The organism is Brucella oryzae (assembly GCF_041929965.1).
GTDB lineage: Bacteria > Pseudomonadota > Alphaproteobacteria > Rhizobiales > Rhizobiaceae > Brucella > Brucella oryzae.
In genome coordinates, this window is the sequence record NZ_JBHEEO010000007.1 from 116,401 (window position 1) to 137,117 (window position 20,717).

Consider the following 20,717-nt stretch of genomic DNA (forward strand, 5'->3'; position numbering starts at 1 on the left):
GCTGCGGCAGTGCCTCGCACAATCCGCATATTCCACCACATGCCGCGCAGATCATGCGCAGCGCCCATTTTCACTCATGCGGAAACCCACCTCCCCGACATGAGGCCGGACGGTCTTCACCACCCTGCCTTTACGGTTCAACGTTGCGGGCATTTTGTCAATAAGATAATTTAGTTGAATTAATATATTGCTGTTAAAAGCGCCTCGCGCTATCTCTTTTGACGGGAGACAGGAGGGACCATGACATCGAAACCGGATGGGCCGTCGGAAGACGAAACCGTGGCCGCAAGAGCGAGCACACAGGCTGTCACCCTCGGCAAGAATCCCGAGCGGATCCGCGATCATAACCGGCGCGTGGTGCTTGATGTCGTGCGTCGCCACGGACCACTTGGCCGAATGCATATCGCCCGCCTGACGCATCTGACCGCACAGGCCATTGCCAATATCGTCGATGAACTGGTTTCAGAAAATCTGCTCATGCAGCTGGGGCGGCTGAAAACAGGACGCGGCCAGCCGCCGATCCAGTTTGCCGTCAATCCCGAAGGCGCGATGACCATCGGCGTCGAAATGGGTTCGACGCATATGGTGACGACAGTGCTTGATCTGTCCGGCAAGCCGCGCACGCAGCATGTGCGCCCCATTCAGGATGTCAGCCCCGACAGGCTCTCCGCACAATTGCGAACGGAAGTCGATGCCGTGAAGGCTTCGTTTCCCGCGCGCCTGCTTGGCATAGGCGTGGTTATGCCTGGCCCGTTCGACATTGAAGGCATGAGTTCGGTCGGTCCGACCACCCTGCCCGGCTGGTCCGGGATCGATGCAGCAGCGGTTCTGAGCGAAGCCTGCGGCGAATCCGTTCTGGTTGAAAACGACGCCAATGCGGCGGCTGTCGGCGAGCGCCTTTTCGGTGCAGGCCATGCGATTTCCAATTTCGCCATGATTTATTTTGGTGCCGGTATCGGGCTTGGCATGATTCAGGACGGCGCACCGTTTCGCGGCGCTTTCGGCAATGCCGGTGAAATCGGTCATATCGTCATCACGCCCAACGGGCGCAACTGTGCCTGTGGCCAGAAAGGCTGTCTTGAAACCTATGCCTCTCTTCATATCTTGCGCGAAAAACTTCACGCAGCGGGCATTGAGGACACCGATTTCGACGCGCTGGAAAAGCTGCATGAAGACCGCAACCCGGTTCTGATGGGCTGGGTGCAGGAAGCCGCCGACCATCTGGCGCCAATGATTGCCATGATTGAAAACATTCTCGATCCTGAGACGATCATTCTGGGCGGCATGTTGCCCGACGCAATCATCGACGACCTGATCTGGCATATGGGTGGCCTGCCGATTTCGGTTGCAAGCCGCCGCGCACGCGCATTACCGCGCGTCATTCGCGGGCAGACGGGACAGTTCACCGCCGCCTTGGGTGCCGCATCGCTGCCGATGTTCGAGGCCATGACGCCAAAACTCGACACGAATTCGGAAATCTGACCATGCTTACCGCCCGCCAGCGCATCGAGCGCCAGAAGTCGTCCCCTGCCCTCGTCCGTCTGCACCGAGCGCTGAGCAGGCTGCGTTCAACTGTGACGCTGATGCATACGGGCGCACATCCTGACGACGAGCAGAGCGGCCTGATGGCCTATATGCGGTTCGAGCTTGGCATGCGGGTAGTGATTGCCTGTTCGACACGCGGCGAAGGCGGGCAAAATGCGCTTGGACCCGAACGTGGCGGCGCGCTTGGCGTGATCCGCAGCCGCGAAATGGAAGAGGCAGCGCGCATTCTCGATTGCGACGTGCATTGGCTGGGCCATGGCCCTGACGATTCCGTGCACGATTTCGGCTTCTCCAAGGATGGTGACGGTACATTCGCCCATTGGGGCGAGGAGAAAACTGTCGAGCGGCTGGTCCGCGCTTATCGCACCGAGCGCCCGGATATCGTGCTGCCGACCTTTCTCGACGTTCCCGGCCAGCACGGCCACCACCGCGCCATGACACGGGCTGCGGAAATGGCCATACAGCTCGCCGCCGATCCCAACGCCTTTCCGGAACATTTTGCCGAGGGACTGACGCCATGGCAGGTGGCGAAGTTTTATCTTCCTGCCTGGTCGGGCGGCGGCGACACCTATGACGACGAGCTTCCTCCACCCGATACGACATTGATGATTCATGCCGCCGGCCGTGATCCAGCGACCGGCGCTGATTTCGACCGTATCGGCGAGTGGTCACGCGCCTGCCATGCCACGCAGGGCATGGGGCACTGGCCGGAAATGCCGAAGGTTGAGTGGCCGTTGCATCTGAAATTGCCGAACAGCCATTCAGAAACGACAATCATCGACGGGCTTCCCGATACTTTGGCCGCACTTGCGGAAATCAACGGACTGGCACTTGAGAGCCGAAAGCAGCTTCGCGATGCCCATTCTTCTATTGAGCAGGCAATGACGGCTTTTCCTGATCGCGAAGCCATTGTCAAAAATCTGGTCGAGGCTGCGAAAAGTCTGAAGGCTTTTCTGACCAGCGCGCCGGAGGATTTTCTTGTGCAGCACCGGCACAGGCTGGAACGCAAGCTGCGGGAGATCGACGCCGCCCTGATCGAAGCGACCTCCCTGTTCGAGCGAGTTTATCTGGATGAGCCGATATTGCCGAGAGGCGGCGAGACGCGCCTTGTTGTCGAATATGGTCCCGGTGCGGTGGAGATTGCAGCAACGGCGGAAGCCATATTGCCGCAAGGCTGTTCGATCACCGGCGAGCATCGGATGCCGGGGCGAGAAATTCTGGCTGTTACGCTGGCAAGGGACGCGGCACTTTCTCCGCTTTTTGAACCAGCATGGCGGTCGCTCGGTGGCAATGGACAAGCCTTTATCCGGCTGAAGGCGCAGTTTGACGGGCATCTGGCAGAGTGCAGCTTCGATCTCGAAGAGCCGCTCGCCATCGTGCCGCCTGTCTCGTTGAAGATCGCCCCGCCCGCCATCGTCATATCGGGCCAACGGGGTCCATTGCCGATCGAGCTTCTGGCCCATGGCCCGGCAAAACAGATCACCTTCGCATCGTCGAACGGCTGGGAAGTCAAGGTAGACGGATCGAATGCCTTCTTGCACGGACCTTCCGATCCGGCACCTGGCCTGACCTGTCTTCCGGCATCGGTTGATGGCATTCCGGCGTGGCAAACACACATTGCCAGCTATCCGCATATTGGCAAAAATGTCTGGCGCGAGCCTGCCGTGCTGCCGATTCTGGCGCTCGACGTGAAGCTGCCCGACGCTCGCATCGGCTATATCGGCAACGGCGCTGACAATGTCGGCCTGTGGCTGAAACGTATGGGACTTGATGTCACCGATATCGAGCCGCATCATCTAGCTGGTGACCTATCAGGGTTCACGACCATCGTGGTCGGCATATTTTCCTTTGGCGTGCGCAATGACCTTGCTGCGGCAACGGAAAAGCTTCACCGCTTTGTCGAGAATGGCGGACATCTGGTGACGCTCTATCACCGGCCGTCGGATGGCTGGCATCCAGACAGGACACCACCGCGAAGACTGACCATCGGTTCCCCGTCATTGCGCTGGCGCGTTACGAACCCATGTGCGGCGGTTACGGTCCTTGCGCCCGACCATCCTCTGCTGGTCGCCCCCAACATTATCGATAGGGATGATTGGGAAGGCTGGCACAAGGAACGCGGTCTTTACTTCGCCTCTGCATGGGATGACGCCTATCAGCCGCTTCTTTCCATGCATGATGAAGGGGAACAGCCGCTTTTCGGTGCGCTTGTTTCAGCGCAGATCGGCAAGGGCCGCCACACGCATACAAGCCTCGTTCTGCACCACCAGCTCGACAAGCTGGTCCCCGGTGCATTCCGGCTGATTGCCAATCTGGTACAACCTGCGGGATAATTTCGTGATGTCGTTTTCGTGAAATATTCATGACATTCACATCCTCCTGTGAAGAATGTATTTCCCTTATATTTCATTTCACTAATTAATTTTTCTTGAGTTTCCTTCACTGGAAATTTCGCTCTATCACAGCGTGTATTCGACTCATGGAGATAAATTGTCATGCGCAATCTGGTACGTGTTTCTTTGACCGGCCTGTTCCTTGGAGCAGGTCTTGCTGGCGCTTTCGCACAAGCCACGCCGGAACAGATGGAAATGGCCTATAATGCCGCCCGCAATCAGCTTGGCGTGCTCCAGTACTGCCAGGAAAAGGGTTATACCGATGGCGGCGCCATCGAGATCCAGACGAAGATGATTGCGCTTATCCCTGCCCCATCCGACACGTCCAAGGCCGAAGTTGCCGAAGCAACCGGCAAGCAGGGCAAGGTTTCCGCGATGGGTATGGAGCAGGATATTGCCACCAGCGCAAAAGCGCAGAACATCTCTGAGGAAAAGCTCTGCCAGACCATGGCCGATGCCGTTAAGCAGGCTGGCGCTCAGCTGCCGCAGTAAGGTGGATGACAACCACCCCAGAATAGAGCCTCGCGCAAGCGGGGCTCTTTGTTCTCTGCAACCCTGCATTCAGCAATACTCAAATGTCCTTCATGGCGAAATTTCGAATTTCATTTTGTATTCAGCACTTTATTAAGCATATAGAATACTCACCTTCCGTTTACCATGCAACTTAAGAGGGTGGACATAATTGCCGGATAGTTTGCTCGCAGGTCACAGCGACCGCTAAACAAGTAAAAATGATCTCAGGAGCAACACATGACCAAGCTTATCGCACGCTTTCGTAAAAACGAATCCGGCGCAACCGCCATCGAATACGGCCTCATCGCGGCTTTGATCGCTGTCGTCATCATTACGGCAACAACGGAACTTGGTACCGCAATAAAGACCAAGTTCACGGACATCTCCACTGCAATCTCCACTGCAAGCAAGTAAAGAGCTATACCTCTTTTACAAAGAAAACCGCCCTTTGGGGCGGTTCAGATTGATTACAAACCCCTCGATTTTTGGAAGCAGTCAAAAACGAGGGGTTTTGATTCCGATTTGTTCACGTTCTGAATCTGGGACGTTCCGTGAATCTGAGGTCATTTTGACCCTGCCGGAGGTTTGTCAGCAGCCTGAACCGCCCTTTGGGGCGGTTTTCTTTTTTGGAGAAGCCATTCGCCTCGATTAGAGGCAACTTTTAAAACCGAAGCGCGTTAATCAGATGCACTCTATTCAAATCTGATCGCCTCAGTGTGGAGTTAAAATCACAGCTAAACAAGCTAACGCTCCGCAATCTTTATTGATTATGGGTTTCGTGTAGAAACGCGCATAATCCCTCTAAATAGTGGTTCGCCGCGTGGTTGTTGCGTATTCCAGCGCTGACCCCGGCTTTTCGGGAGTAGCGAACATGTCATTGAAATCCATCTTGCTGGCGCTCGGCATCGGCGTTGCCGGTCTGACGCTCAGCGGTTGCGTGTCCGAGGGCTATTACGGCTCAGGCTATTACGATCCCTATTATGTGCGTGGCGGCTATGTCGGAACGGGCGTCGTTTACGACAGCGGTCGTCATTATCGGAATTATCCGCGCTATTATCGAGGCTCCCGCTACTATCGTGACCGCGATTATTATCGTTATCGTGACCGGGATCGTCCGAGCCGTCCACCTCAAAGCAGACCGGACCGTCCACGCCCACCGCGGCCGGATCGCCCGCCGTCAGACAATGCAGGCCGTCCAAATCCGGGCAATCCATCGGTTATCCAGCATATCAAGCGTGGCCCGCACAACTGAAGCAAAAACACCCGCCGAAATCCGGCGGGTGTTTTTATAATGCAGGAGCGGTTGTCACAGCTTGATGACGTATTCCTTGCGGGTGGTTTCAAGAACCTCCCAACTTCCCCTGAAACCGGGCCTGATGACGAAACTGTCTCCGGCCTTGACTTCTCGGGTTTTGCCTCCCTCTTCGCTGACAATAGAGCGGCCCGACAGAATGTGACAGAACTCCCATTCGTCATATTCGATCCGCCACTTGCCCGGCGTGCTCTCCCATATGCCCGCAAAAAGCGTGCCTTCGGCATTTTCCTCCAGATTCCATGTGCGGAATTCCGGAGCGCCTGAAAGAACGCGCTCCGGCAAGGGCGCGCCTTCTTCCGCTTCAATGCCGATCAGGTCGAAATCTAGAAACCGGCTCATCATCTCAAGCCTTTGCGAGCGCCTGTTCCAGATCGGCGATGATGTCGTCGGCATCCTCGATGCCGATGGAAAGACGAACCACGTCCGGCCCGGCGCCTGCGGCCACTTTCTGCTCGTCGCTCAGCTGGCGGTGCGTCGTGGAAGCAGGATGAATGACCAGCGAACGCGTGTCACCAATATTGGCGAGCAACGAGAAAAGCTCGAGGCTGTCGACGAACTTCACCCCTGCGTCGTAACCGCCCTTGAGTCCGAAGGTGAACACTGAACCGGCACCCTTCGGTGCATATTTTTGCTGCAATGCGTGATATTTATCGTGCGGCAGACCAGCATAGTTCACCCAGGACACTTTTTCATGGCCGTGCAGCCATGTGGCAACTTTCAGCGCATTGTCGCTGTGGCGCTGCATACGCAGCGGCAAGGTTTCCGCGCCGGTGAGAATCTGGAACGCATTGAAGGGCGAAATGGCCGGGCCGAAATCGCGCAGGCCCAGCACTCGGGCAGCAATGGCAAAGGAGATATTGCCGAAGGTCTTGTGCAGTTCCAGACCAGCATAATCCGGGCGCGGTTCGGTCAGAAGCGGATAGTTGCCGGACTTGGCCCAGTCGAACGTGCCGCCATCGACCAGAATGCCGCCCATGGAATTGCCATGCCCGCCAATGAACTTGGTCAGCGAATGCACGACGATATCCGCGCCGTGCTCGATCGGGCGCACCAGATAGGGCGATGCCAGCGTATTGTCCACGATCAGCGGCAGGCCATTTCTGTGCGCGATTTCGGCAATGGCCTCGATATCCACCACGATGCCGCCGGGATTGGCGAAGCTTTCGATGAAGATGGCGCGCGTCTTGTCGTCGATCTGCTTCGCGAAATCGGTCGGATTGGTGGCATCGGCCCAGCGCACCTGCCAGCCGAAGGATTTGAACGACTGGCCGAACTGGTTGATCGAACCGCCATAGAGCTGGCGTGCGGCGATGAAATTATCACCCGGCTGCAATAGCGTATGGAAGACGAGAAGCTGCGCTGCATGGCCGGATGCCGTCGCCACCGCTGCCGTTCCGCCTTCAAGTGCGGCGATGCGCTCTTCCAGAACGGCGGTCGTCGGATTGGTGATGCGCGTATAGATATTGCCGAATGCCTGAAGGCCGAACAGGGAGGCCGCGTGGTCGGCATCCTCGAACACAAACGACGTCGTCTGATAGATCGGTGTTGCGCGCGCGCCCGTCGTCGGATCGGGCCGCGCCCCTGCGTGAACAGCAAGCGTTTCAATTCCGGGAGAGCGTTTTGACATCATTTCCTCCTGTGTCCCAAACCCCAATCGTGACCGGACGTTAGGCGTTGCTGACAGGAAAGCAAAGGAGGAATTTCCACCTGATCCCGGAATCGCAGAAAATAAATCCGAAAGTGCTTATCGACCGATCAGACGCGGATAGTCGATGGCCGGACAGCGGTCCATGATGACCGTCAAGCCCGCTTCCGCGGCCTTTTTTCCCGCCTCTTCGTGCACGACACCCAGCTGTGTCCACAAGACCGTCGGCCGATGCTTCATCGCCAGAACTTCGTCCACGATGCCCGGAAGCGAATAAGGTTCGCGGAAGACATCCACCATATCGACCGACTCTTGGATATCGGCCAGACGCGCCATGACTTGCTGGCCGTGAATATGCTTCCCCGCCTGCCCCGGATTGACCGGAATCACGCGATAGGCTTTGGACAGCAGGAACTCCATCACGCCATTGCTGGGCCGTTCCGGCTTCGGCGATGCGCCGAGAAGTGCAATCGTTTTCACGGAAAGAAGAATATCGCGGATCTGATCATCGGATGGATTCTGCATCTTGTCCTCTTCAATCGCCTGAGCCAGCGCTTGCATGAAAGCCGCCGCAGCCTCTATTGAATAATAAACTTTGGGAGGAATACATGAATATCAATACCGCGCAGCCTATAAGTGTCAGCCCCGTCATGAGCATCGATGAATTGCGGGCTTTCATGCAGCGCGAGTTTCCGCAGCTTGGCGATGCTTTTGAGGTGGTGGCCGTGGATGAGGGGTCGGCTACAATGCGGCTTCATGCCGATGAACAACATCTGCGCCCCGGCGGCACGGTTTCCGGCCCGGCGCTTTTCGCGCTTGCCGACGTTACCGCCTATGCCGCCATTCTGGCCCATATCGGCCCGGTTGCTCTCGCCGTGACGACCAACCTCAATATCAACTTTCTGCGTAAACCCTCCCCCGGTACGGTCGAGGCCGTGGCGCGCCTCCTGAAACTCGGCAAACGCCTTGCGGTTCTCGATATCAGCCTGACCGATGGCACGAACGGCGAACTGGTTGCCCATGCAACAGCCACCTATTCGATCCCGCCGCGATAAAAGCGCTCAAAAAAGATGCGGTATTATAATACCAATAACGTAAGTGATTGATTTTACTTGCCTTTCAAAACAGTGCGCCGAATAAAAGGCTTGACGGCCGCCCGAACATTGTGTATCGACCCGCCGGAAGCGCGTGAAAGGTAACTTTTGCACGCCCGTTCGGGTTGGAGAATATCCAACACAAGCAACAAAAAAAGCCCTGATTTTCAGGATCGGGGATCAAGTCAAGGAAGACTTCAATGGCAACTTTCTCTCAGAAGCCGGCTGAAGTGGTGAAGAAGTGGGTGCTGATCGACGCCGAAGGTCTCGTCGTCGGCCGTCTCGCAACCATCGTCGCCAATCGCCTGCGCGGCAAGCACAAGGCAACCTTCACCCCGCATGTTGACGATGGCGACAATGTCATCATCATCAATGCCGACAAGGTTGTTCTGACCGGCAACAAATATGCCGACAAGAAATACTACTGGCACACCGGCCATCCGGGCGGCATCAAGGAGCGCACTGCTCGCCAGATTCTCGAAGGCCGTTTCCCGGAACGCGTTCTCGAGAAGGCTATTGAGCGTATGATCCCGCGTGGTCCGCTCGGCCGTCGCCAGATGAAGAACCTGCGCGTTTATGCAGGCCCGAACCATCAGCATGAAGCTCAGCAGCCGGAAGTCCTCGACGTCGCAGCGCTGAACCGCAAGAACAAAGGGAATGCATAATCATGGCTGAGCAGCTCAACTCGCTCGAAGAACTCGGCACTGTTGCCAAGACCGAAGCTGCCGCTCCGGTTCATGTCCAGAAGCTGGACGCACAGGGCCGCGCTTACGCCACTGGCAAGCGCAAGGACGCCGTTGCACGCGTATGGGTCAAGCCGGGCACCGGCAAGATCACCGTCAACGACAAGGAATTCGAAAAATATTTCGCACGTCCGGTCCTGCAGATGATCCTGCAGCAGCCGATCGTCGCTTCGAATCGCGCTGGCCAGTTCGATATCGTCGCCACCGTTGCCGGTGGCGGCCTGTCCGGTCAGGCCGGTGCCGTTCGTCACGGCATCTCCAAGGCCCTCACCTATTACGAACCGGGCCTGCGCACGGTTCTCAAGAAGGGCGGCTTCCTGACCCGCGACAGCCGCGTCGTCGAACGTAAGAAGTACGGTAAGGCCAAGGCTCGCCGTTCGTTCCAGTTCTCCAAGCGCTAATATCTATCGCTTCAGAGCGAACAAAAAAGCGGGCCTTTGGGTCCGCTTTTTTGTTATGTATTCTGCGACTCAAGCCAGCACGGAGCCAGCCTAATGTCGTCCAGTCGTTTTGCAGTTACGCCGGAGCCTCCTTATCTGATCGTCACCTTTGCTTCGCAGCGTTTTACGGGCGAGGATGACGGCTATGGCGACATGGCGGTTCGGATGGGAGAACTTGCAGCGAAGCAGCCGGGCTATCTCGGCATCGAAAGCGCGCGCGACGCGGAAGGCTTCGGCATCACCAATTCCTTCTGGGCAGACGAAGACAGCATCCGTGACTGGAAGCGCGACGTGGATCACCTGATCGCGCAGAAGCTCGGGCGCGAGAAATGGTACGAAGCCTATCGCATACGCGTTGCCCGCGTGGAACGCGCTTATGGATTTGATGCCAAGAGCGAATGAAAGCGCTATGGAAGCCAGACTGTCATCCGGGAAGCGCCATGCCTTCAAAGACCATTGACCACGCGATCACTGCCCGCAGCCTGACCAGTGCCGCGACCGACCCGACCCATGCGGGCGTACTGTCCTTCATGCGGCGCGTGTACACGAAGTCGCTCAAAGGTGCGGAAGCTGTCGTCTGGGGCGTTCCGTTTGATGCCGCCGTCTCGAACCGACCCGGCGCGCGCTTCGGCCCGCAGGCGATCCGGCGGGCGTCGGCGATCTTCGACAATGATCCGCAATATCCGTTCGAGCGCGACCTTTTCGGGAATCTCGCCGTCATCGACTATGGCGACTGCCTGCTCGACTATGGCAATCACACCAAAACCCCGGCCACCATCGAGCGTGAAGCGGCGAAAATCCTGAAATCGGATGCGTTCCTGCTGACGCTCGGCGGCGATCATTTCATCACATGGCCGCTCCTTAAAGCCCATGCCGCCAAATATGGTCCGCTGGCGCTGGTGCAGTTCGATGCGCATCAGGATACGTGGTTCGATGATGGCAAACGGATCGATCACGGCTCTTTCGTGGCCCGTGCGGTGCGCGACGGCATTATCGATCCCGACCATTCGATCCAGATCGGTATCCGCACGCACGCCCCGGAAGATTGCGGCATCAAGATCATTTATGGCCATGAGGTCGAAGATATGTCGGCGGCGGCGATTGCCGATGAAGTCCTGCGTCGCACCAATGGCAGGAAGGCCTATTTGACCTTCGATATCGACTGTCTTGATCCGGCTTTTGCGCCGGGAACCGGCACACCAGTCGCAGGCGGGCCTTCTTCCGCAAAGATGCTGTCTGTCCTGCGCAAGCTGGCGGCTCTTGACTTCGTGGGCGCCGATGTGGTCGAGGTTGCACCGGCCTATGACCATGCCGATATAACAGCAATCGCGGGAGCGACGATCGCAATGTACTATTTAGGCCTTCTGGCCGAACAGAAAGAACGACGAGACTAGAGCGGTTCCGGTTTAAATGGAATCGTCGGAACCGCTCTATCTATTTGTTTTCACGCATTATCCGACGCAAAACCGCTTCGCACTTTTGCTGGAAATGCTCTAGCTCACAAAATGATTCAAGCAGCTCGAAAACTGATTCCAAGTATTGTCGTAACTTTCTGAATTCAAAGGCAAAACGCATGAAACCGAAAATCTTCATTGATGGCGAACACGGCACCACCGGACTGCAGATCCGCACCCGTTTGGCCGAACGCGACGATCTTGAAGTGATCTCCATTCCGGAAGCCGAGCGGCGCAACAAGGATTTGCGCGCCGACTATCTGCGCGCTGCCGATATTGCGATCCTGTGCCTGCCGGATGATGCCTCCAAGGAAGCGGTTTCCCTGCTCGAAGGCCATAACGCGACCCGCATCATCGATACTTCGACGGCGCATCGGGTGCATCCCGACTGGGCCTATGGTTTCGCCGAACTGATCAAGGGGCAGCGCGAACGCATTGCCGAGGCGCGTCTCGTTGCGAATCCGGGTTGCTACCCGACCGGTGCGATTGCGCTTGTTCGCCCGCTGCGCGATGCAGGCCTGCTGCCCGCCGACTATCCGGTGAGCGTCAATGCCGTCTCCGGCTATACGGGTGGCGGCAAGCAGATGATTGCGCAGATGGAAGACAAGAACCATCCGGAGCACCTTGCTGCGAATAATTTCCTCTACGGCCTACCGCTCAGGCACAAGCATGTGCCGGAACTGCAATTGCATGGCCGTCTGGATCGCCGCCCGATCTTTTCGCCTAGCGTCGGACGCTTCCCGCAGGGAATGATCGTGCAGGTTCCTTTGTTCCTGGGCGAGCTTGAGGGATCGCCGTCGCTTGCAAAGGTCCATGCCGCGCTGACGGAGCATTATGCCGGTCAGGATATTGTCGAGGTTATGCCGCTTGAGGAAAGCGCGAAACTTCCCCGCGTCGATGCGGAAGAGCTTGCCGGCAAGGACGGTATGAAGCTTTTCGTCTTCGGCACCGAAGGCGATGGAGAGGTCAATCTGGTGGCGCTGCTCGACAATCTCGGCAAGGGCGCATCGGGTGCAGCCGTCCAGAACATGAACCTCATGCTTGGCAAAGCCTGATGATGACGACACCGATATTTCCCAGCGAATGGAATATCGGTTCGTTCGAGCCTCTGGCCGATACACATTCAAGCCTCGTCTGGAAGGTCGAACGTGCCGATCATCCGGGCGAGGTTTTTGTCGTCAAGCAGTTGAAGCCAGCCGGAATGGAAGAGCTGCGCGGCGCGCATTATCTGGACTGGCAGGACGGCCATGGTGCGGCACGATTATACAGCCTCAAAGGCACGTCGATGCTGCTCGAATATGCGGGCGACTATCACCTCGATGAGCACCTGAAACGCGGCAAGGATGCCGAATGCCTGCACATATTCGGAGAGGTTTTGACCGCGCTGCATACGCCCTCTCCCGCCCCGATACCGGCTGACTTGCAGCCGCTGGACAAGCACTTTTCCGGTCTTTTTGCGGTGTCGCATGAAAGCCCGGTCTATGCGGATGGCATGGCGGTCGCAAAGCGTCTGCTGGCGACGCCGCGTGAGGCTATTCCGCTGCATGGTGACATTCACCATGAGAACATCATCAAGGGGCCACGAGGCTGGCTCGCCATCGACCCGCACGGACTTGTCGGCGATGCCGCCTTCGATGCGGCAAATATCTTCTACAATCCGCTCGACCGGGACGATCTCTGCCTCGACCTTGAACGCGCCCGGCATATGGCCGAGCATTTCGCACCGATCATCGGGCGCGAACCGGCCTATATTCTGGATTATGCCTTCGCTTATGGCTGCCTGTCAGCAGCATGGCATCGTGAAGACGGCAACGTTACGGACGAAGCGCGGGAACTGAAGATCGCCTCCGCGCTCAGACACTTGCGCCAAAAGGCTTATACCGCGTAAGCGCCCTTTGTTGCGCGCCAGTGCGCGACCGCGAAGGCCAGCACGATCAGCGCAAAGAACTGGTGCGTCAGACCCAGATGCAGCGGAACGCTCATCAAAAGCGTCGCAATGCCGATAACGGCCTGCACCAGAACAAGGCCAACCAGAACAATGGTGCGGCGCGCATGAGTGGTGCCGGGCGCCTGCTTCCAGACCTGCAGCGAATGCAGGACGGCCAGAACCAGAACTGTATAGGCGAACATGCGGTGCACGAACTGCACAGTTTTCGGGTTTTCAAACAGGTTGCGCCACCATGGCGACTGGATGAACAGATCGGACGGGATGACGGCGCCGTCCATCAGCGGCCATGTGTTATAGGTCAGACCGGCATGAAGTCCGGCGACCAGACCGCCCAGATAAATCTGCACCAAAACCGCGAACACGATCCAGCCCGCAAAGCGCTGGATCGACCTTTCCGCCGGTCGTTCACTGTAGGTGACCAGCCCACGCGCAATATAGAATACCGCTGTTATGATGATACAGGCTGTCGTCAGATGGATTGCAAGACGGTATTGGCTGACGCTGGTAAGCACGCTGAGGCCAGACGCGACCATCCACCAGCCGATTGCGCCCTGCAGGCCACCGAGCGCAAGCAGGCCCAGCATACGATATTTAAGGCCGCCCCTGAGACGCCCCGTCACCCAGAAGAAGGCCAGCGGAACAGCAACGAGAAAGCCCACGAAGCGGGCCAGCAGGCGATGCGCCCATTCCCACCAGAAAATATACTGGAATTCTTCGAGGGACATGCCCTTGTTGATCTGCTGGTATTGGGGAATCTGGCGATATTTGTCGAATTCCTCCAGCCATTCAGCGTGATTTAACGGTGGAATGACACCATGAATGGGCTTCCATTCGGTGATGGAGAGGCCCGAACCGGTCATGCGCGTGGCGCCGCCGACCATGACGATGGCGATCAACACAACGAACACCGCATAAAGCCAGTAACGCACAAGGCGGCGGTCACGATCTTCTTTCGATGATCTGGAACCCTGCCCTACACGCTGCGCCGTTGCTGCCGTCATGCGATACACCCTTCGATAATGAGCCGAAGGATACATGCCGCATCAATCCTCGAGTTACAAGCTGGCGTCACGCGACATGCCGCCGCGTTTTTGCCCTTTCACTGGCCCTTCTCACGCGCTAGTGATGAGCCGGGGAAAAGGAGAGCTGCGCTATGCCCGTTCGGCTGAAGAAACTGATCGGCACTTTTTTGCTGGTTTCACTGGTCATCGTCTATGCGGTGTTTGCAACCATCATCGCAGTGGCGCATCTCGCTGAATCGAGCGCCTGGGTGCATCTCCTTTATTTCTTCGTGACTGGCATTCTGTGGGTTCTGCCAGCCATGGGCATCATCTGGTGGATGGCGCAGCCGCCACGCAAGAAACAACATTAATCCCATTTGAGGATGCTGCAGACGATGGCGGGCGAAGTTGCAGCGCGCATTCTGACAAATTTCAGCGAGATCAGACGTCTCTGGAACGGTGCTGCCGCCATTCACGGCGCGCCGCAATCATTTGCGTGGATCAATAACTGGCGCACAATCGTCAATGCTGACAGTTTTGTCGTGGGGCTTTTTGACGGCGATGGTCCAATCCTGCTTCTGCCGCTAGAAGTCATCAGCCAGAACGGCGCGAAAATTGCGCGCTTTCCCGGCGGAAGCCACGCCAATTGCAATTTCCCATGGCTGTTGAAAGACTGTGGTGCGAACATCGAACCTAGCACGGTCCGGCAGCTGATCGACGCAATTCGCAAAATACGGCCCGATATCGATGCGCTTTCGCTGACACGCCAGCTTTCCGAACTGCAAGGCGTCGCCAATCCGCTGCTCACTCTCGGAAAAGCACCCAATCCGAATCCGGTTCTCGCCGCTTCGCTCAGTGGCGGCTTTGATGCCGTGCTTGACCGCGCCAATCGCAAGCGAAAGCTGAAAAAACATCGCCAGCACAGCCGCCGTTACGAAGAAAGCGGGGGCTGGAGAATTGCCGGGCCGCAAAGCCGCGCGGAATCCGACAATATTCTCGATCTTTATTTTGAGATGAAGGCCCAGCGCTTCAGTAAGATGGGAATTCGTGATCCTTTCGCCGATGAGAATGTGCGCAATTTCTTCAAAGCTTTCTTGGGTGAAGGATTGGCAAAAGGTCAGAATCTGAACGAGTTACGCTTTCTCGAAGTTGGCGGCACTGTGCGCTCGATCATCGGAAAACTGTTCAGCGATACAGGTCCTACCGTCGAGTTCGCTGCCATTGCAGAAGACGAGCTGATGACAGCTAGTCCGGGTGAGTTCCTCTTCTTCGAGGATATAAGCCGCAGTTGCGACGAAGGCCGTTCGATCTACAGTTTCGGTATTGGTGATGAGCCGTACAAACGAGAATGGTGCGACATCGAGCGCACGATCTATGACACGCTGGTGCCACTTTCAGTCAAGGGCAAGTTTTTCACAGCGCTGCAATCGGCCCGTAATGCGGTTGCCGGAGGCCTCAAGCGCAATCCGCGTCTGTGGGGCCTTGCCAAGACGCTGCGCAGCAGGTTCAGAGGATATTAGCAATCTGATTCAGGAACGCAGCCTAACGCCTTGTTTCCGAATCGGTTTCGTCCATCAGAATGACGACGTCTTCATAACCGCCCTGATCAAGGTCGAGAGCAGCCAGCGCAACGCCTTTGTCATCTGGATCGACGATGCTCATCACGACGGAAGCCGGTCCATCGGCGATGCGCCTTATCTGTTCCGAAGATGACGGGCCGCATTCCACCACCACAAAATCATAGACCGTTTCCAGCGCATCAAGAATGAGCGGCAGGCGGTCGGCAGAACGCATGGCGATTTCCGGGTCGGCCTCGCCCAGCGGCACGACATGAGCCTGCGAGAACCGGTCGCTATGGATGACCTCGTTAAAGCGGCGCTCGCCGGACAGAAGCTCAGTAATGCCGGGCAGATGCGCGCCGTCCAGCATGGCAAGGCCGACAGTTCCTTGCGCAGTCATGTCCACGAGAATTGCACGTTTGCCGCGGTCAGCGAATTCACGCAGCAGACGCACCGTTCCCGCCGATGCTTTATCGCCCTCGGGTGAGACGGCCACGATGCGCTTCAGCTTTCCGCCTGCGAGCAGATCGGCAACCGCCTCAACACCGTTGGGATTGCGCGGTCTCGTCTCGCGCTGCCCGATCTCACTTAGCTTGGTCCCACCTTGCTTTATCACGGAAAACTCCTCCACGGATTTCCTTGTTTCGGAAACCGTCGGCTTTGCCGCAAACGGCATGGTCCATGAACGGCGCGGCACCGCAATTGTTTCCTCGGAAACAGCATCACTGCGTTCGCCTCCGGATGGCGGCACGGCGCCAGCTTCAACGGCAGCGGCAATAACCGGCATTTCGACTTCCTCCACGGCGGCAACCCTTTGACCATCCGCCGTCACGAAAGCACGTCCGCTGAACAATTCACGCAACAGAACAAAAATCGACAGCAAGAGCAGACCGGCAGCAAAGGTCGAACCGACAATCGGCAATATCATCGGATAATAGGGAACTGCCGGGGCTTCGGCGGAAGAGAAAACCCGCGCATCCACCGGCACATAATTGCGGTCGGTGCGCGACGCGGCTTCGCGATAGCGCGTCAGATAGGTTTCCAGAAGCTGGCGCTGTGCCGCCGCCTCGCGCTCCAATGCACGCAGTTCGACTTCCTGATCGCCTGCTTGCGCGGCTTGCGCCTTCACGCGGTTCAGTTCGCGATTGAGTTCGTCCTCGCGCAGCTTTGCCGCGGAGACTTCATTATCGAGACTTGCAACAAGCTTGCGACCTTCGGCCCTGATCTGCTGATCGAGATCGGCAAGCTGGGAACGCAACGCCTTGATGCGTGGATGGCCGTCCAGAAGTGTCGTCGAAAGATCGGCAATCTGGGCATTGAGCTGGATACGCCTTTCGGCAAGGCGCTGCATCATGCCGGAGGCCACCACATCCGGCAGGGTGTCGATGGGAGCACCGGAGGCGAGCGCCTTGCGAATGCTTTCCGCCTTTGCTTCCGCCGAAGCGCGGCTGGTGCGGACCCGCGTAAGTTCGGTGGAGACTTCCGAAAGCTGCTGTGTCGCAATCGTGCTGTTGCTTTGCCCGGTCAGAAGCCCGCGCGATGCACGGTAATCCGCAACCTTCTTTTCCGCATCGCGGACGCGGTTGCGCAGGTCATCAATTTCTGGCGCAAGCCAGCCAGTGGCATCGTCGTTCGATTGCAGCTTCGCTGCCTGCTGAAACAGGATGTATTGATTGGCAAGCGCGTTGGCGACGTCCTTGGCCGTCTCTGGGTTTGCCGACGTATATTGCACCACGATCACGCGCGAAGCGGTCACAGCGAAAGCCTGCATGTTCTTGCGAAGTTTCTGTAAAACACGCTCTTCCGGGGTCAGTTGTGCGGGATCGGTCCGCATGCCGAGCATGATGAGAACGCGGGTCCACGGCTTCACTTCCGTCGTCGTGAAGGCTTCGTTGCTAGTCAGCTTAAGTTCGTCGGAAACTTTCTTGAGGAGATCACCGGAGGAGAACACCTCCACCTGGCTCTTCACGCCTTCGGCGTCGAATATGGGGCGCTCAGCTGCTGTTTCGCCATTGGGGCGGGTGTAAATGGATTCGCGAGCCTCGATCATGATGCGCGCTTCGGCACGATAATCCGGTGTCAGAAAAAGGCAGATGGCCCAGGCCGCCGCCGCCATGATAAGCGCGCCAACGACAATGAACAGCCAGTGACGACGCAGGCTGGAGAACAGCGCGCCGATATCAATATCTGCGTCCCTTGATAACGGATCGACTTCTGCCATTCCCCATTTCTCCATGGACTTCGCGAGTGCGCTTGCGCGCGTGATCGCTCTCGCCCGCGTGGGGTAAAGCCCCCCAGAATCTGGCCGAAGAGTAAACGAACAAGGTAACCAGAGAGTTAAGTAGGATAAGTTCCCAATTACCGGCGAGACATAAAGATTTTGCGTCGAACCCTGTCTTCTTTACCAGCCATTAACCCTAATCAATCGATAACGCTTGCAACCGATGTTCGTAATCGCGCTGTCAGTACCGCGTCGATTGCGTTTGTAAGAAATATTGCTTTTCGGAAGAACCGAGGCGGAAGATGACGGCGAAGACGATCCATAACAAGCGCAAAGGTCACGCTCTGCTCGTGGCGCTAGGCCTTGCCGCCTTGACGCTTTCCGCTTGCTCCAGCTATCGCCCTGCCCCGCCTGCCTTCCACGAGGCGCTGAACCAGCCTTATATGCTGGATGCGGGCGACCGCGTGCGCATTACTGTTTTCGAGCAGCCGAGCCTCACCAACACCTATAGCGTCGATCAGGCTGGCTATATAGCTTTCCCGCTCGTCGGCAGCATTCCGGCGCGTGGCAAGACATCCAAGCAGCTTGAAGGGCTCATTGCATCCAAACTGCGCGGCGGTTATCTGCGCGATCCCGATGTCAGTGCGGAAATCGACCGTTATCGCCCGATCTTCGTGATGGGTGAAGTCGGCGCCGCTGGCCAATATTCCTATGTTCCGGGCATGACCGTTCAGAAGGCCATTGCTGCCGCTGGCGGTTACAGTCCTCGCGCCAATCAGGAGAATGTGGACATCACGCGCCAGTTTAATGGCAAGGTGCTGACCGGTCGGGTGTTGATTTCCGATCCAATTCTGCCGGGCGACACGATCTATGTACGCGAACGTCTGTTCTGATGGCGATTGATGGCTGATGACACCAATGTCTCCCCACTGCGCATCGTCCACTGTTTTCGCGAACCGACCGGCGGACTCTTCCGCCACGTTCGCGATCTCGTGGGCCTGCAGACGGAAAAAGGCCACGCAGTGGGCATCGTGTGCGACGCGACGACCGGCGGGCCGCGCGAAGACACGCTTCTGGAAGAATTACGGCCAAAGCTCACGCTCGGCCTTCATCGCATTGCCATGCAGCGCCATGTCGGACTGGGCGACGCGGCAGCTGCGTACAAAGCATATCGCATCATCAAGAAATTGCGGCCGGATATATTGCACGGACACGGCGCCAAAGGCGGCGTCTATGCGCGATTGTTCGGCTCAGTCTTACGGGTTTTCAGGTCTCGCGTAGCCCGTATCTATTCACCGCATGGCGGTAGCCTGCATTTCGACCTGAAGACGCGCCGCGGCGGCGCCGTCTTTCTGGTCGAGAGGATGCTGGCTCCCATGACAGACGCAGTGATGTTTGTTTCCAACTTCGAAAAGCGTATCTATGACGAAAAGGTAGGGCGGCCCTATGGCCTCCATGCCGTTGTTTATAACGGCTTGACCGAAGACGAGTTCATCCCGGTTACCGACGCAGCCGATGCCAGCGATTTTCTCTTTGTCGGCACGATGCGCGAATTGAAGGGACCAGACCTTCTGATCCGTGCCATGGCCCGCTTGCGCGAACAGTACCAGCGCAATTTCACCGTAACGATGGTGGGAGACGGCGTGGAAAAGCCCGGTTTTATCGCTCTTGCCGACGAACTTGGAGTGTCCGGGCAGATCCGCTTTCTGCCCGGAATGGCGGCACGAGAGGCTTTCGGATTGGGGCGGATCATGGTGATTCCATCGCGCGCCGAAGCATTTCCCTATATCGTTCTGGAGGCGCTTGCCGCCGGAAAGCCCGTTATCGCCAGCAATGTCGGCGGCATTCCCGAAGTGTTCGGACCACAGTCCTCGGCACTGGTGGAGCCCGAGGACGGGGCGCTTGCGAACAAGATGCTCGGTGTTGCGGATGATCCAATGGCATTTCGCACCGCAATGCCCGACGTGGCACGGCTGCATGAGCGTTTCAGCCTGCAATCCATGGCGCACTCGATCGAGACTATCTATTACGAGGCGCATCCAGACCGGGCAGTATTGGAAGACTGACTGATACCCCCTCAGCCCACCATCGCAGCAAAGGATTCGGACGCTGAAAGCGACCGTCCGAACTGTGACCGAAACCCACCCCGCGCCACAAAGTAGATATAATGGAACGCATCAGCGCGTCCGCCAATGAGCGAGATATCTTCGCGTTGCCATTGCCAGGGCAGCATGTCTAGCTTGTCTTCGAACGGGTCCGATATAGTCGCAGACCAGAATGCAGCAATGCCATTCGGCTTTAGCGCCCTTTTCACCAGCCTCAGACCATCATCTTCATAAATGGCGCCATTGGCCGCGCGAACGGTAAAGTCTGGCCCATTATCCGTGTCCATCAATATAGTATCGTATCGGCCCGGCTCTGCGCGAAGAACATCCATCACGTCTGCAACCCGAACATCAACACGCGGATCATTCAACGGATGTTCGGCAAGATGACCTATATGGGCCCGGTTCCAGTCCACGATCTCCGGCACAAGCTCACAAACCGTCACCCTGGCATCCGGTCCGAGCAAATCGAGTGCTGCCCGAAGCGTGAAACCCATGCCAAGGCCGCCGATCAGCATATGCGACACCTGCCGTCCGTGCAGACGAAGTGATCTTTCAGCCAGCACGGTCTCGGACTGGAAATTGACATTGGACATCAATTCCAGGCCGTTATATCGAATTTCGTAGATGTGGTCGCGTTTTCGCAACAAGATTTCGTCGCCGGCATGATTGCCTGCTCTAGCCAGTTCGGCCCAAATAGTCATAATCAACCCTAGCGCGCACTCCGATAAAGCTGAAACT

General features: G+C 57.3%; 23 protein-coding genes. 17 read left to right on the forward strand and 6 right to left on the reverse strand.

All coding sequences use genetic code 11. The features are described from left to right. Nucleotides 1–240: 240 nt before the first annotated feature. From JNC70_RS09520 to JNC70_RS09545, 6 genes are all read left to right on the forward strand, one after another. Complete coding sequence (locus JNC70_RS09520) at nucleotides 241–1,482, forward strand: ROK family protein (RefSeq protein ID WP_104753995.1); 1,242 nt, start codon at nucleotides 241–243, stop codon at nucleotides 1,480–1,482. 2 nt (nucleotides 1,483–1,484) lie between these two features. Further along, the gene (locus JNC70_RS09525; protein ID WP_104753994.1) at nucleotides 1,485–3,878 is read left to right on the forward strand and encodes a PIG-L family deacetylase; all 2,394 of its coding nucleotides are present in this window, start codon (nucleotides 1,485–1,487) and stop codon (nucleotides 3,876–3,878) included. A gap of 162 nt (nucleotides 3,879–4,040) precedes the next feature. Then, the gene (locus JNC70_RS09530) at nucleotides 4,041–4,430 is read left to right on the forward strand and encodes a pore-forming ESAT-6 family protein (RefSeq protein WP_104753993.1); all 390 of its coding nucleotides are present in this window, start codon (nucleotides 4,041–4,043) and stop codon (nucleotides 4,428–4,430) included. A gap of 258 nt (nucleotides 4,431–4,688) precedes the next feature. Continuing rightward, nucleotides 4,689–4,865 (forward strand): Flp family type IVb pilin, encoded by a 177-nt coding sequence (locus JNC70_RS09535; RefSeq protein ID WP_104753992.1) that lies wholly within the window; start codon nucleotides 4,689–4,691, stop codon nucleotides 4,863–4,865. A gap of 52 nt (nucleotides 4,866–4,917) precedes the next feature. Then, entirely contained in the window at nucleotides 4,918–5,103 is a 186-nt protein-coding gene (locus JNC70_RS09540; RefSeq protein ID WP_374788587.1) for a hypothetical protein, read from the forward strand. A 219-nt stretch (nucleotides 5,104–5,322) separates the two neighbouring features. Continuing rightward, entirely contained in the window at nucleotides 5,323–5,703 is a 381-nt protein-coding gene (locus JNC70_RS09545; RefSeq protein WP_104753991.1) for a hypothetical protein, read from the forward strand. Between the two features lie 54 nt (nucleotides 5,704–5,757). On the opposite strand, the gene JNC70_RS09550 is transcribed toward JNC70_RS09545, so the two are convergent. The 3 genes from JNC70_RS09550 to JNC70_RS09560 form a co-directional block, all read right to left on the reverse strand. Then, nucleotides 5,758–6,105, reverse strand: a complete 348-nt coding sequence (locus tag JNC70_RS09550) for a cupin domain-containing protein (RefSeq protein ID WP_104754109.1) — start codon at nucleotides 6,103–6,105, stop codon at nucleotides 5,758–5,760. A gap of 4 nt (nucleotides 6,106–6,109) precedes the next feature. Further along, nucleotides 6,110–7,393, reverse strand: a complete 1,284-nt coding sequence (locus tag JNC70_RS09555) for an O-acetylhomoserine aminocarboxypropyltransferase (RefSeq protein ID WP_104753990.1) — start codon at nucleotides 7,391–7,393, stop codon at nucleotides 6,110–6,112. Nucleotides 7,394–7,510: 117 nt separating this feature from the next. Beyond that, nucleotides 7,511–7,972: a CoA-binding protein gene (locus tag JNC70_RS09560; protein ID WP_104753989.1), complete on the reverse strand. Its 462-nt coding sequence runs from the start codon at nucleotides 7,970–7,972 to the stop codon at nucleotides 7,511–7,513. 47 nt (nucleotides 7,973–8,019) lie between these two features. Here JNC70_RS09560 and JNC70_RS09565 point away from each other — a divergent pair, with 47 nt between their 5' ends. The 7 genes from JNC70_RS09565 (at nucleotide 8,020) to JNC70_RS09595 (ending at nucleotide 13,030) form a co-directional block, all read left to right on the forward strand. After that, nucleotides 8,020–8,466, forward strand: coding sequence for a PaaI family thioesterase (locus tag JNC70_RS09565; protein WP_104753988.1), 447 nt, complete (start codon nucleotides 8,020–8,022; stop codon nucleotides 8,464–8,466). Nucleotides 8,467–8,705: 239 nt separating this feature from the next. Beyond that, a complete protein-coding gene (rplM, locus tag JNC70_RS09570; RefSeq protein ID WP_104753987.1) occupies nucleotides 8,706–9,170 on the forward strand; it encodes a 50S ribosomal protein L13 in 465 nt (154 codons plus the stop codon). Between the two features lie 2 nt (nucleotides 9,171–9,172). Further along, a complete protein-coding gene (rpsI, locus tag JNC70_RS09575; RefSeq protein WP_006466519.1) occupies nucleotides 9,173–9,649 on the forward strand; it encodes a 30S ribosomal protein S9 in 477 nt (158 codons plus the stop codon). 93 nt (nucleotides 9,650–9,742) lie between these two features. Then, entirely contained in the window at nucleotides 9,743–10,090 is a 348-nt protein-coding gene (locus JNC70_RS09580) for an antibiotic biosynthesis monooxygenase family protein (protein ID WP_104753986.1), read from the forward strand. Nucleotides 10,091–10,128: 38 nt separating this feature from the next. Then, nucleotides 10,129–11,082 (forward strand): agmatinase, encoded by a 954-nt coding sequence (gene speB, locus JNC70_RS09585; protein WP_104753985.1) that lies wholly within the window; start codon nucleotides 10,129–10,131, stop codon nucleotides 11,080–11,082. Nucleotides 11,083–11,261: 179 nt separating this feature from the next. Continuing rightward, the gene (gene argC, locus JNC70_RS09590) at nucleotides 11,262–12,197 is read left to right on the forward strand and encodes an N-acetyl-gamma-glutamyl-phosphate reductase (protein WP_104753984.1); all 936 of its coding nucleotides are present in this window, start codon (nucleotides 11,262–11,264) and stop codon (nucleotides 12,195–12,197) included. Then, nucleotides 12,197–13,030 (forward strand): aminoglycoside phosphotransferase family protein, encoded by an 834-nt coding sequence (locus JNC70_RS09595; protein ID WP_104753983.1) that lies wholly within the window; start codon nucleotides 12,197–12,199, stop codon nucleotides 13,028–13,030. Before argC ends, JNC70_RS09595 begins: the two co-directional genes overlap by 1 nt. On the opposite strand, the gene JNC70_RS09600 is transcribed toward JNC70_RS09595, so the two are convergent. Continuing rightward, nucleotides 13,018–14,091 carry a COX15/CtaA family protein gene (locus JNC70_RS09600; RefSeq protein WP_104753982.1) on the reverse strand — a complete coding sequence of 358 codons (1,074 nt, stop codon included), beginning with the start codon at nucleotides 14,089–14,091 and terminating at the stop codon, nucleotides 13,018–13,020. The genes JNC70_RS09595 and JNC70_RS09600 overlap by 13 nt on opposite strands. Nucleotides 14,092–14,243: 152 nt before the next feature. Here JNC70_RS09600 and JNC70_RS09605 point away from each other — a divergent pair, with 152 nt between their 5' ends. Together JNC70_RS09605 and JNC70_RS09610 are read left to right on the forward strand one after the other, a co-directional pair. Beyond that, the gene (locus tag JNC70_RS09605) at nucleotides 14,244–14,462 is read left to right on the forward strand and encodes a DUF2842 domain-containing protein (protein ID WP_104753981.1); all 219 of its coding nucleotides are present in this window, start codon (nucleotides 14,244–14,246) and stop codon (nucleotides 14,460–14,462) included. 24 nt (nucleotides 14,463–14,486) lie between these two features. After that, nucleotides 14,487–15,611: a GNAT family N-acetyltransferase gene (locus tag JNC70_RS09610; RefSeq protein ID WP_104754108.1), complete on the forward strand. Its 1,125-nt coding sequence runs from the start codon at nucleotides 14,487–14,489 to the stop codon at nucleotides 15,609–15,611. Between the two features lie 22 nt (nucleotides 15,612–15,633). Here the strand turns inward: JNC70_RS09610 and JNC70_RS09615 are convergent, their stop codons facing one another. Then, nucleotides 15,634–17,871, reverse strand: coding sequence for a GumC family protein (locus JNC70_RS09615; RefSeq protein ID WP_104753980.1), 2,238 nt, complete (start codon nucleotides 17,869–17,871; stop codon nucleotides 15,634–15,636). A gap of 302 nt (nucleotides 17,872–18,173) precedes the next feature. On the opposite strand from JNC70_RS09615, the gene JNC70_RS09620 reads away from it, so the two are divergent. After that, a complete protein-coding gene (locus tag JNC70_RS09620; protein ID WP_104753979.1) occupies nucleotides 18,174–18,764 on the forward strand; it encodes a polysaccharide biosynthesis/export family protein in 591 nt (196 codons plus the stop codon). Between the two features lie 9 nt (nucleotides 18,765–18,773). Continuing rightward, nucleotides 18,774–19,937, forward strand: coding sequence for a glycosyltransferase family 4 protein (locus JNC70_RS09625; RefSeq protein WP_104753978.1), 1,164 nt, complete (start codon nucleotides 18,774–18,776; stop codon nucleotides 19,935–19,937). A gap of 11 nt (nucleotides 19,938–19,948) precedes the next feature. On the opposite strand, the gene JNC70_RS09630 is transcribed toward JNC70_RS09625, so the two are convergent. Further along, on the reverse strand, nucleotides 19,949–20,680 hold the full coding sequence (locus JNC70_RS09630; RefSeq protein ID WP_104753977.1) for a spermidine synthase: 732 nt from the start codon (nucleotides 20,678–20,680) through the stop codon (nucleotides 19,949–19,951). Nucleotides 20,681–20,717 lie beyond the last annotated feature (37 nt).

Bases quoted from the DNA above. Each gene is read 5' to 3' on its own strand.
- JNC70_RS09630 (WP_104753977.1), bottom strand. From the start codon at position 20,680: ATGACTATTTGGGCCGAACTGGCTAGAGCAGGCAATCATGCCGGCGAC.
- rplM (WP_104753987.1), top strand. From the start codon at position 8,706: ATGGCAACTTTCTCTCAGAAGCCGGCTGAAGTGGTGAAGAAGTGGGTG.
- JNC70_RS09595 (WP_104753983.1), top strand. From the start codon at position 12,197: ATGATGACGACACCGATATTTCCCAGCGAATGGAATATCGGTTCGTTC.
- JNC70_RS09555 (WP_104753990.1), bottom strand. From the start codon at position 7,393: ATGTCAAAACGCTCTCCCGGAATTGAAACGCTTGCTGTTCACGCAGGG.
- JNC70_RS09560 (WP_104753989.1), bottom strand. From the start codon at position 7,972: ATGCAAGCGCTGGCTCAGGCGATTGAAGAGGACAAGATGCAGAATCCA.
- JNC70_RS09535 (WP_104753992.1), top strand. From the start codon at position 4,689: ATGACCAAGCTTATCGCACGCTTTCGTAAAAACGAATCCGGCGCAACC.
- JNC70_RS09600 (WP_104753982.1), bottom strand. From the start codon at position 14,091: ATGACGGCAGCAACGGCGCAGCGTGTAGGGCAGGGTTCCAGATCATCG.
- JNC70_RS09545 (WP_104753991.1), top strand. From the start codon at position 5,323: ATGTCATTGAAATCCATCTTGCTGGCGCTCGGCATCGGCGTTGCCGGT.
- JNC70_RS09525 (WP_104753994.1), top strand. From the start codon at position 1,485: ATGCTTACCGCCCGCCAGCGCATCGAGCGCCAGAAGTCGTCCCCTGCC.
- JNC70_RS09565 (WP_104753988.1), top strand. From the start codon at position 8,020: ATGAATATCAATACCGCGCAGCCTATAAGTGTCAGCCCCGTCATGAGC.
- JNC70_RS09625 (WP_104753978.1), top strand. From the start codon at position 18,774: ATGGCTGATGACACCAATGTCTCCCCACTGCGCATCGTCCACTGTTTT.
- rpsI (WP_006466519.1), top strand. From the start codon at position 9,173: ATGGCTGAGCAGCTCAACTCGCTCGAAGAACTCGGCACTGTTGCCAAG.
- JNC70_RS09550 (WP_104754109.1), bottom strand. From the start codon at position 6,105: ATGAGCCGGTTTCTAGATTTCGACCTGATCGGCATTGAAGCGGAAGAA.
- speB (WP_104753985.1), top strand. From the start codon at position 10,129: ATGCCTTCAAAGACCATTGACCACGCGATCACTGCCCGCAGCCTGACC.
- JNC70_RS09610 (WP_104754108.1), top strand. From the start codon at position 14,487: ATGGCGGGCGAAGTTGCAGCGCGCATTCTGACAAATTTCAGCGAGATC.
- JNC70_RS09580 (WP_104753986.1), top strand. From the start codon at position 9,743: ATGTCGTCCAGTCGTTTTGCAGTTACGCCGGAGCCTCCTTATCTGATC.
- JNC70_RS09520 (WP_104753995.1), top strand. From the start codon at position 241: ATGACATCGAAACCGGATGGGCCGTCGGAAGACGAAACCGTGGCCGCA.
- JNC70_RS09620 (WP_104753979.1), top strand. From the start codon at position 18,174: ATGACGGCGAAGACGATCCATAACAAGCGCAAAGGTCACGCTCTGCTC.
- argC (WP_104753984.1), top strand. From the start codon at position 11,262: ATGAAACCGAAAATCTTCATTGATGGCGAACACGGCACCACCGGACTG.
- JNC70_RS09615 (WP_104753980.1), bottom strand. From the start codon at position 17,871: ATGGCAGAAGTCGATCCGTTATCAAGGGACGCAGATATTGATATCGGC.
- JNC70_RS09530 (WP_104753993.1), top strand. From the start codon at position 4,041: ATGCGCAATCTGGTACGTGTTTCTTTGACCGGCCTGTTCCTTGGAGCA.
- JNC70_RS09605 (WP_104753981.1), top strand. From the start codon at position 14,244: ATGCCCGTTCGGCTGAAGAAACTGATCGGCACTTTTTTGCTGGTTTCA.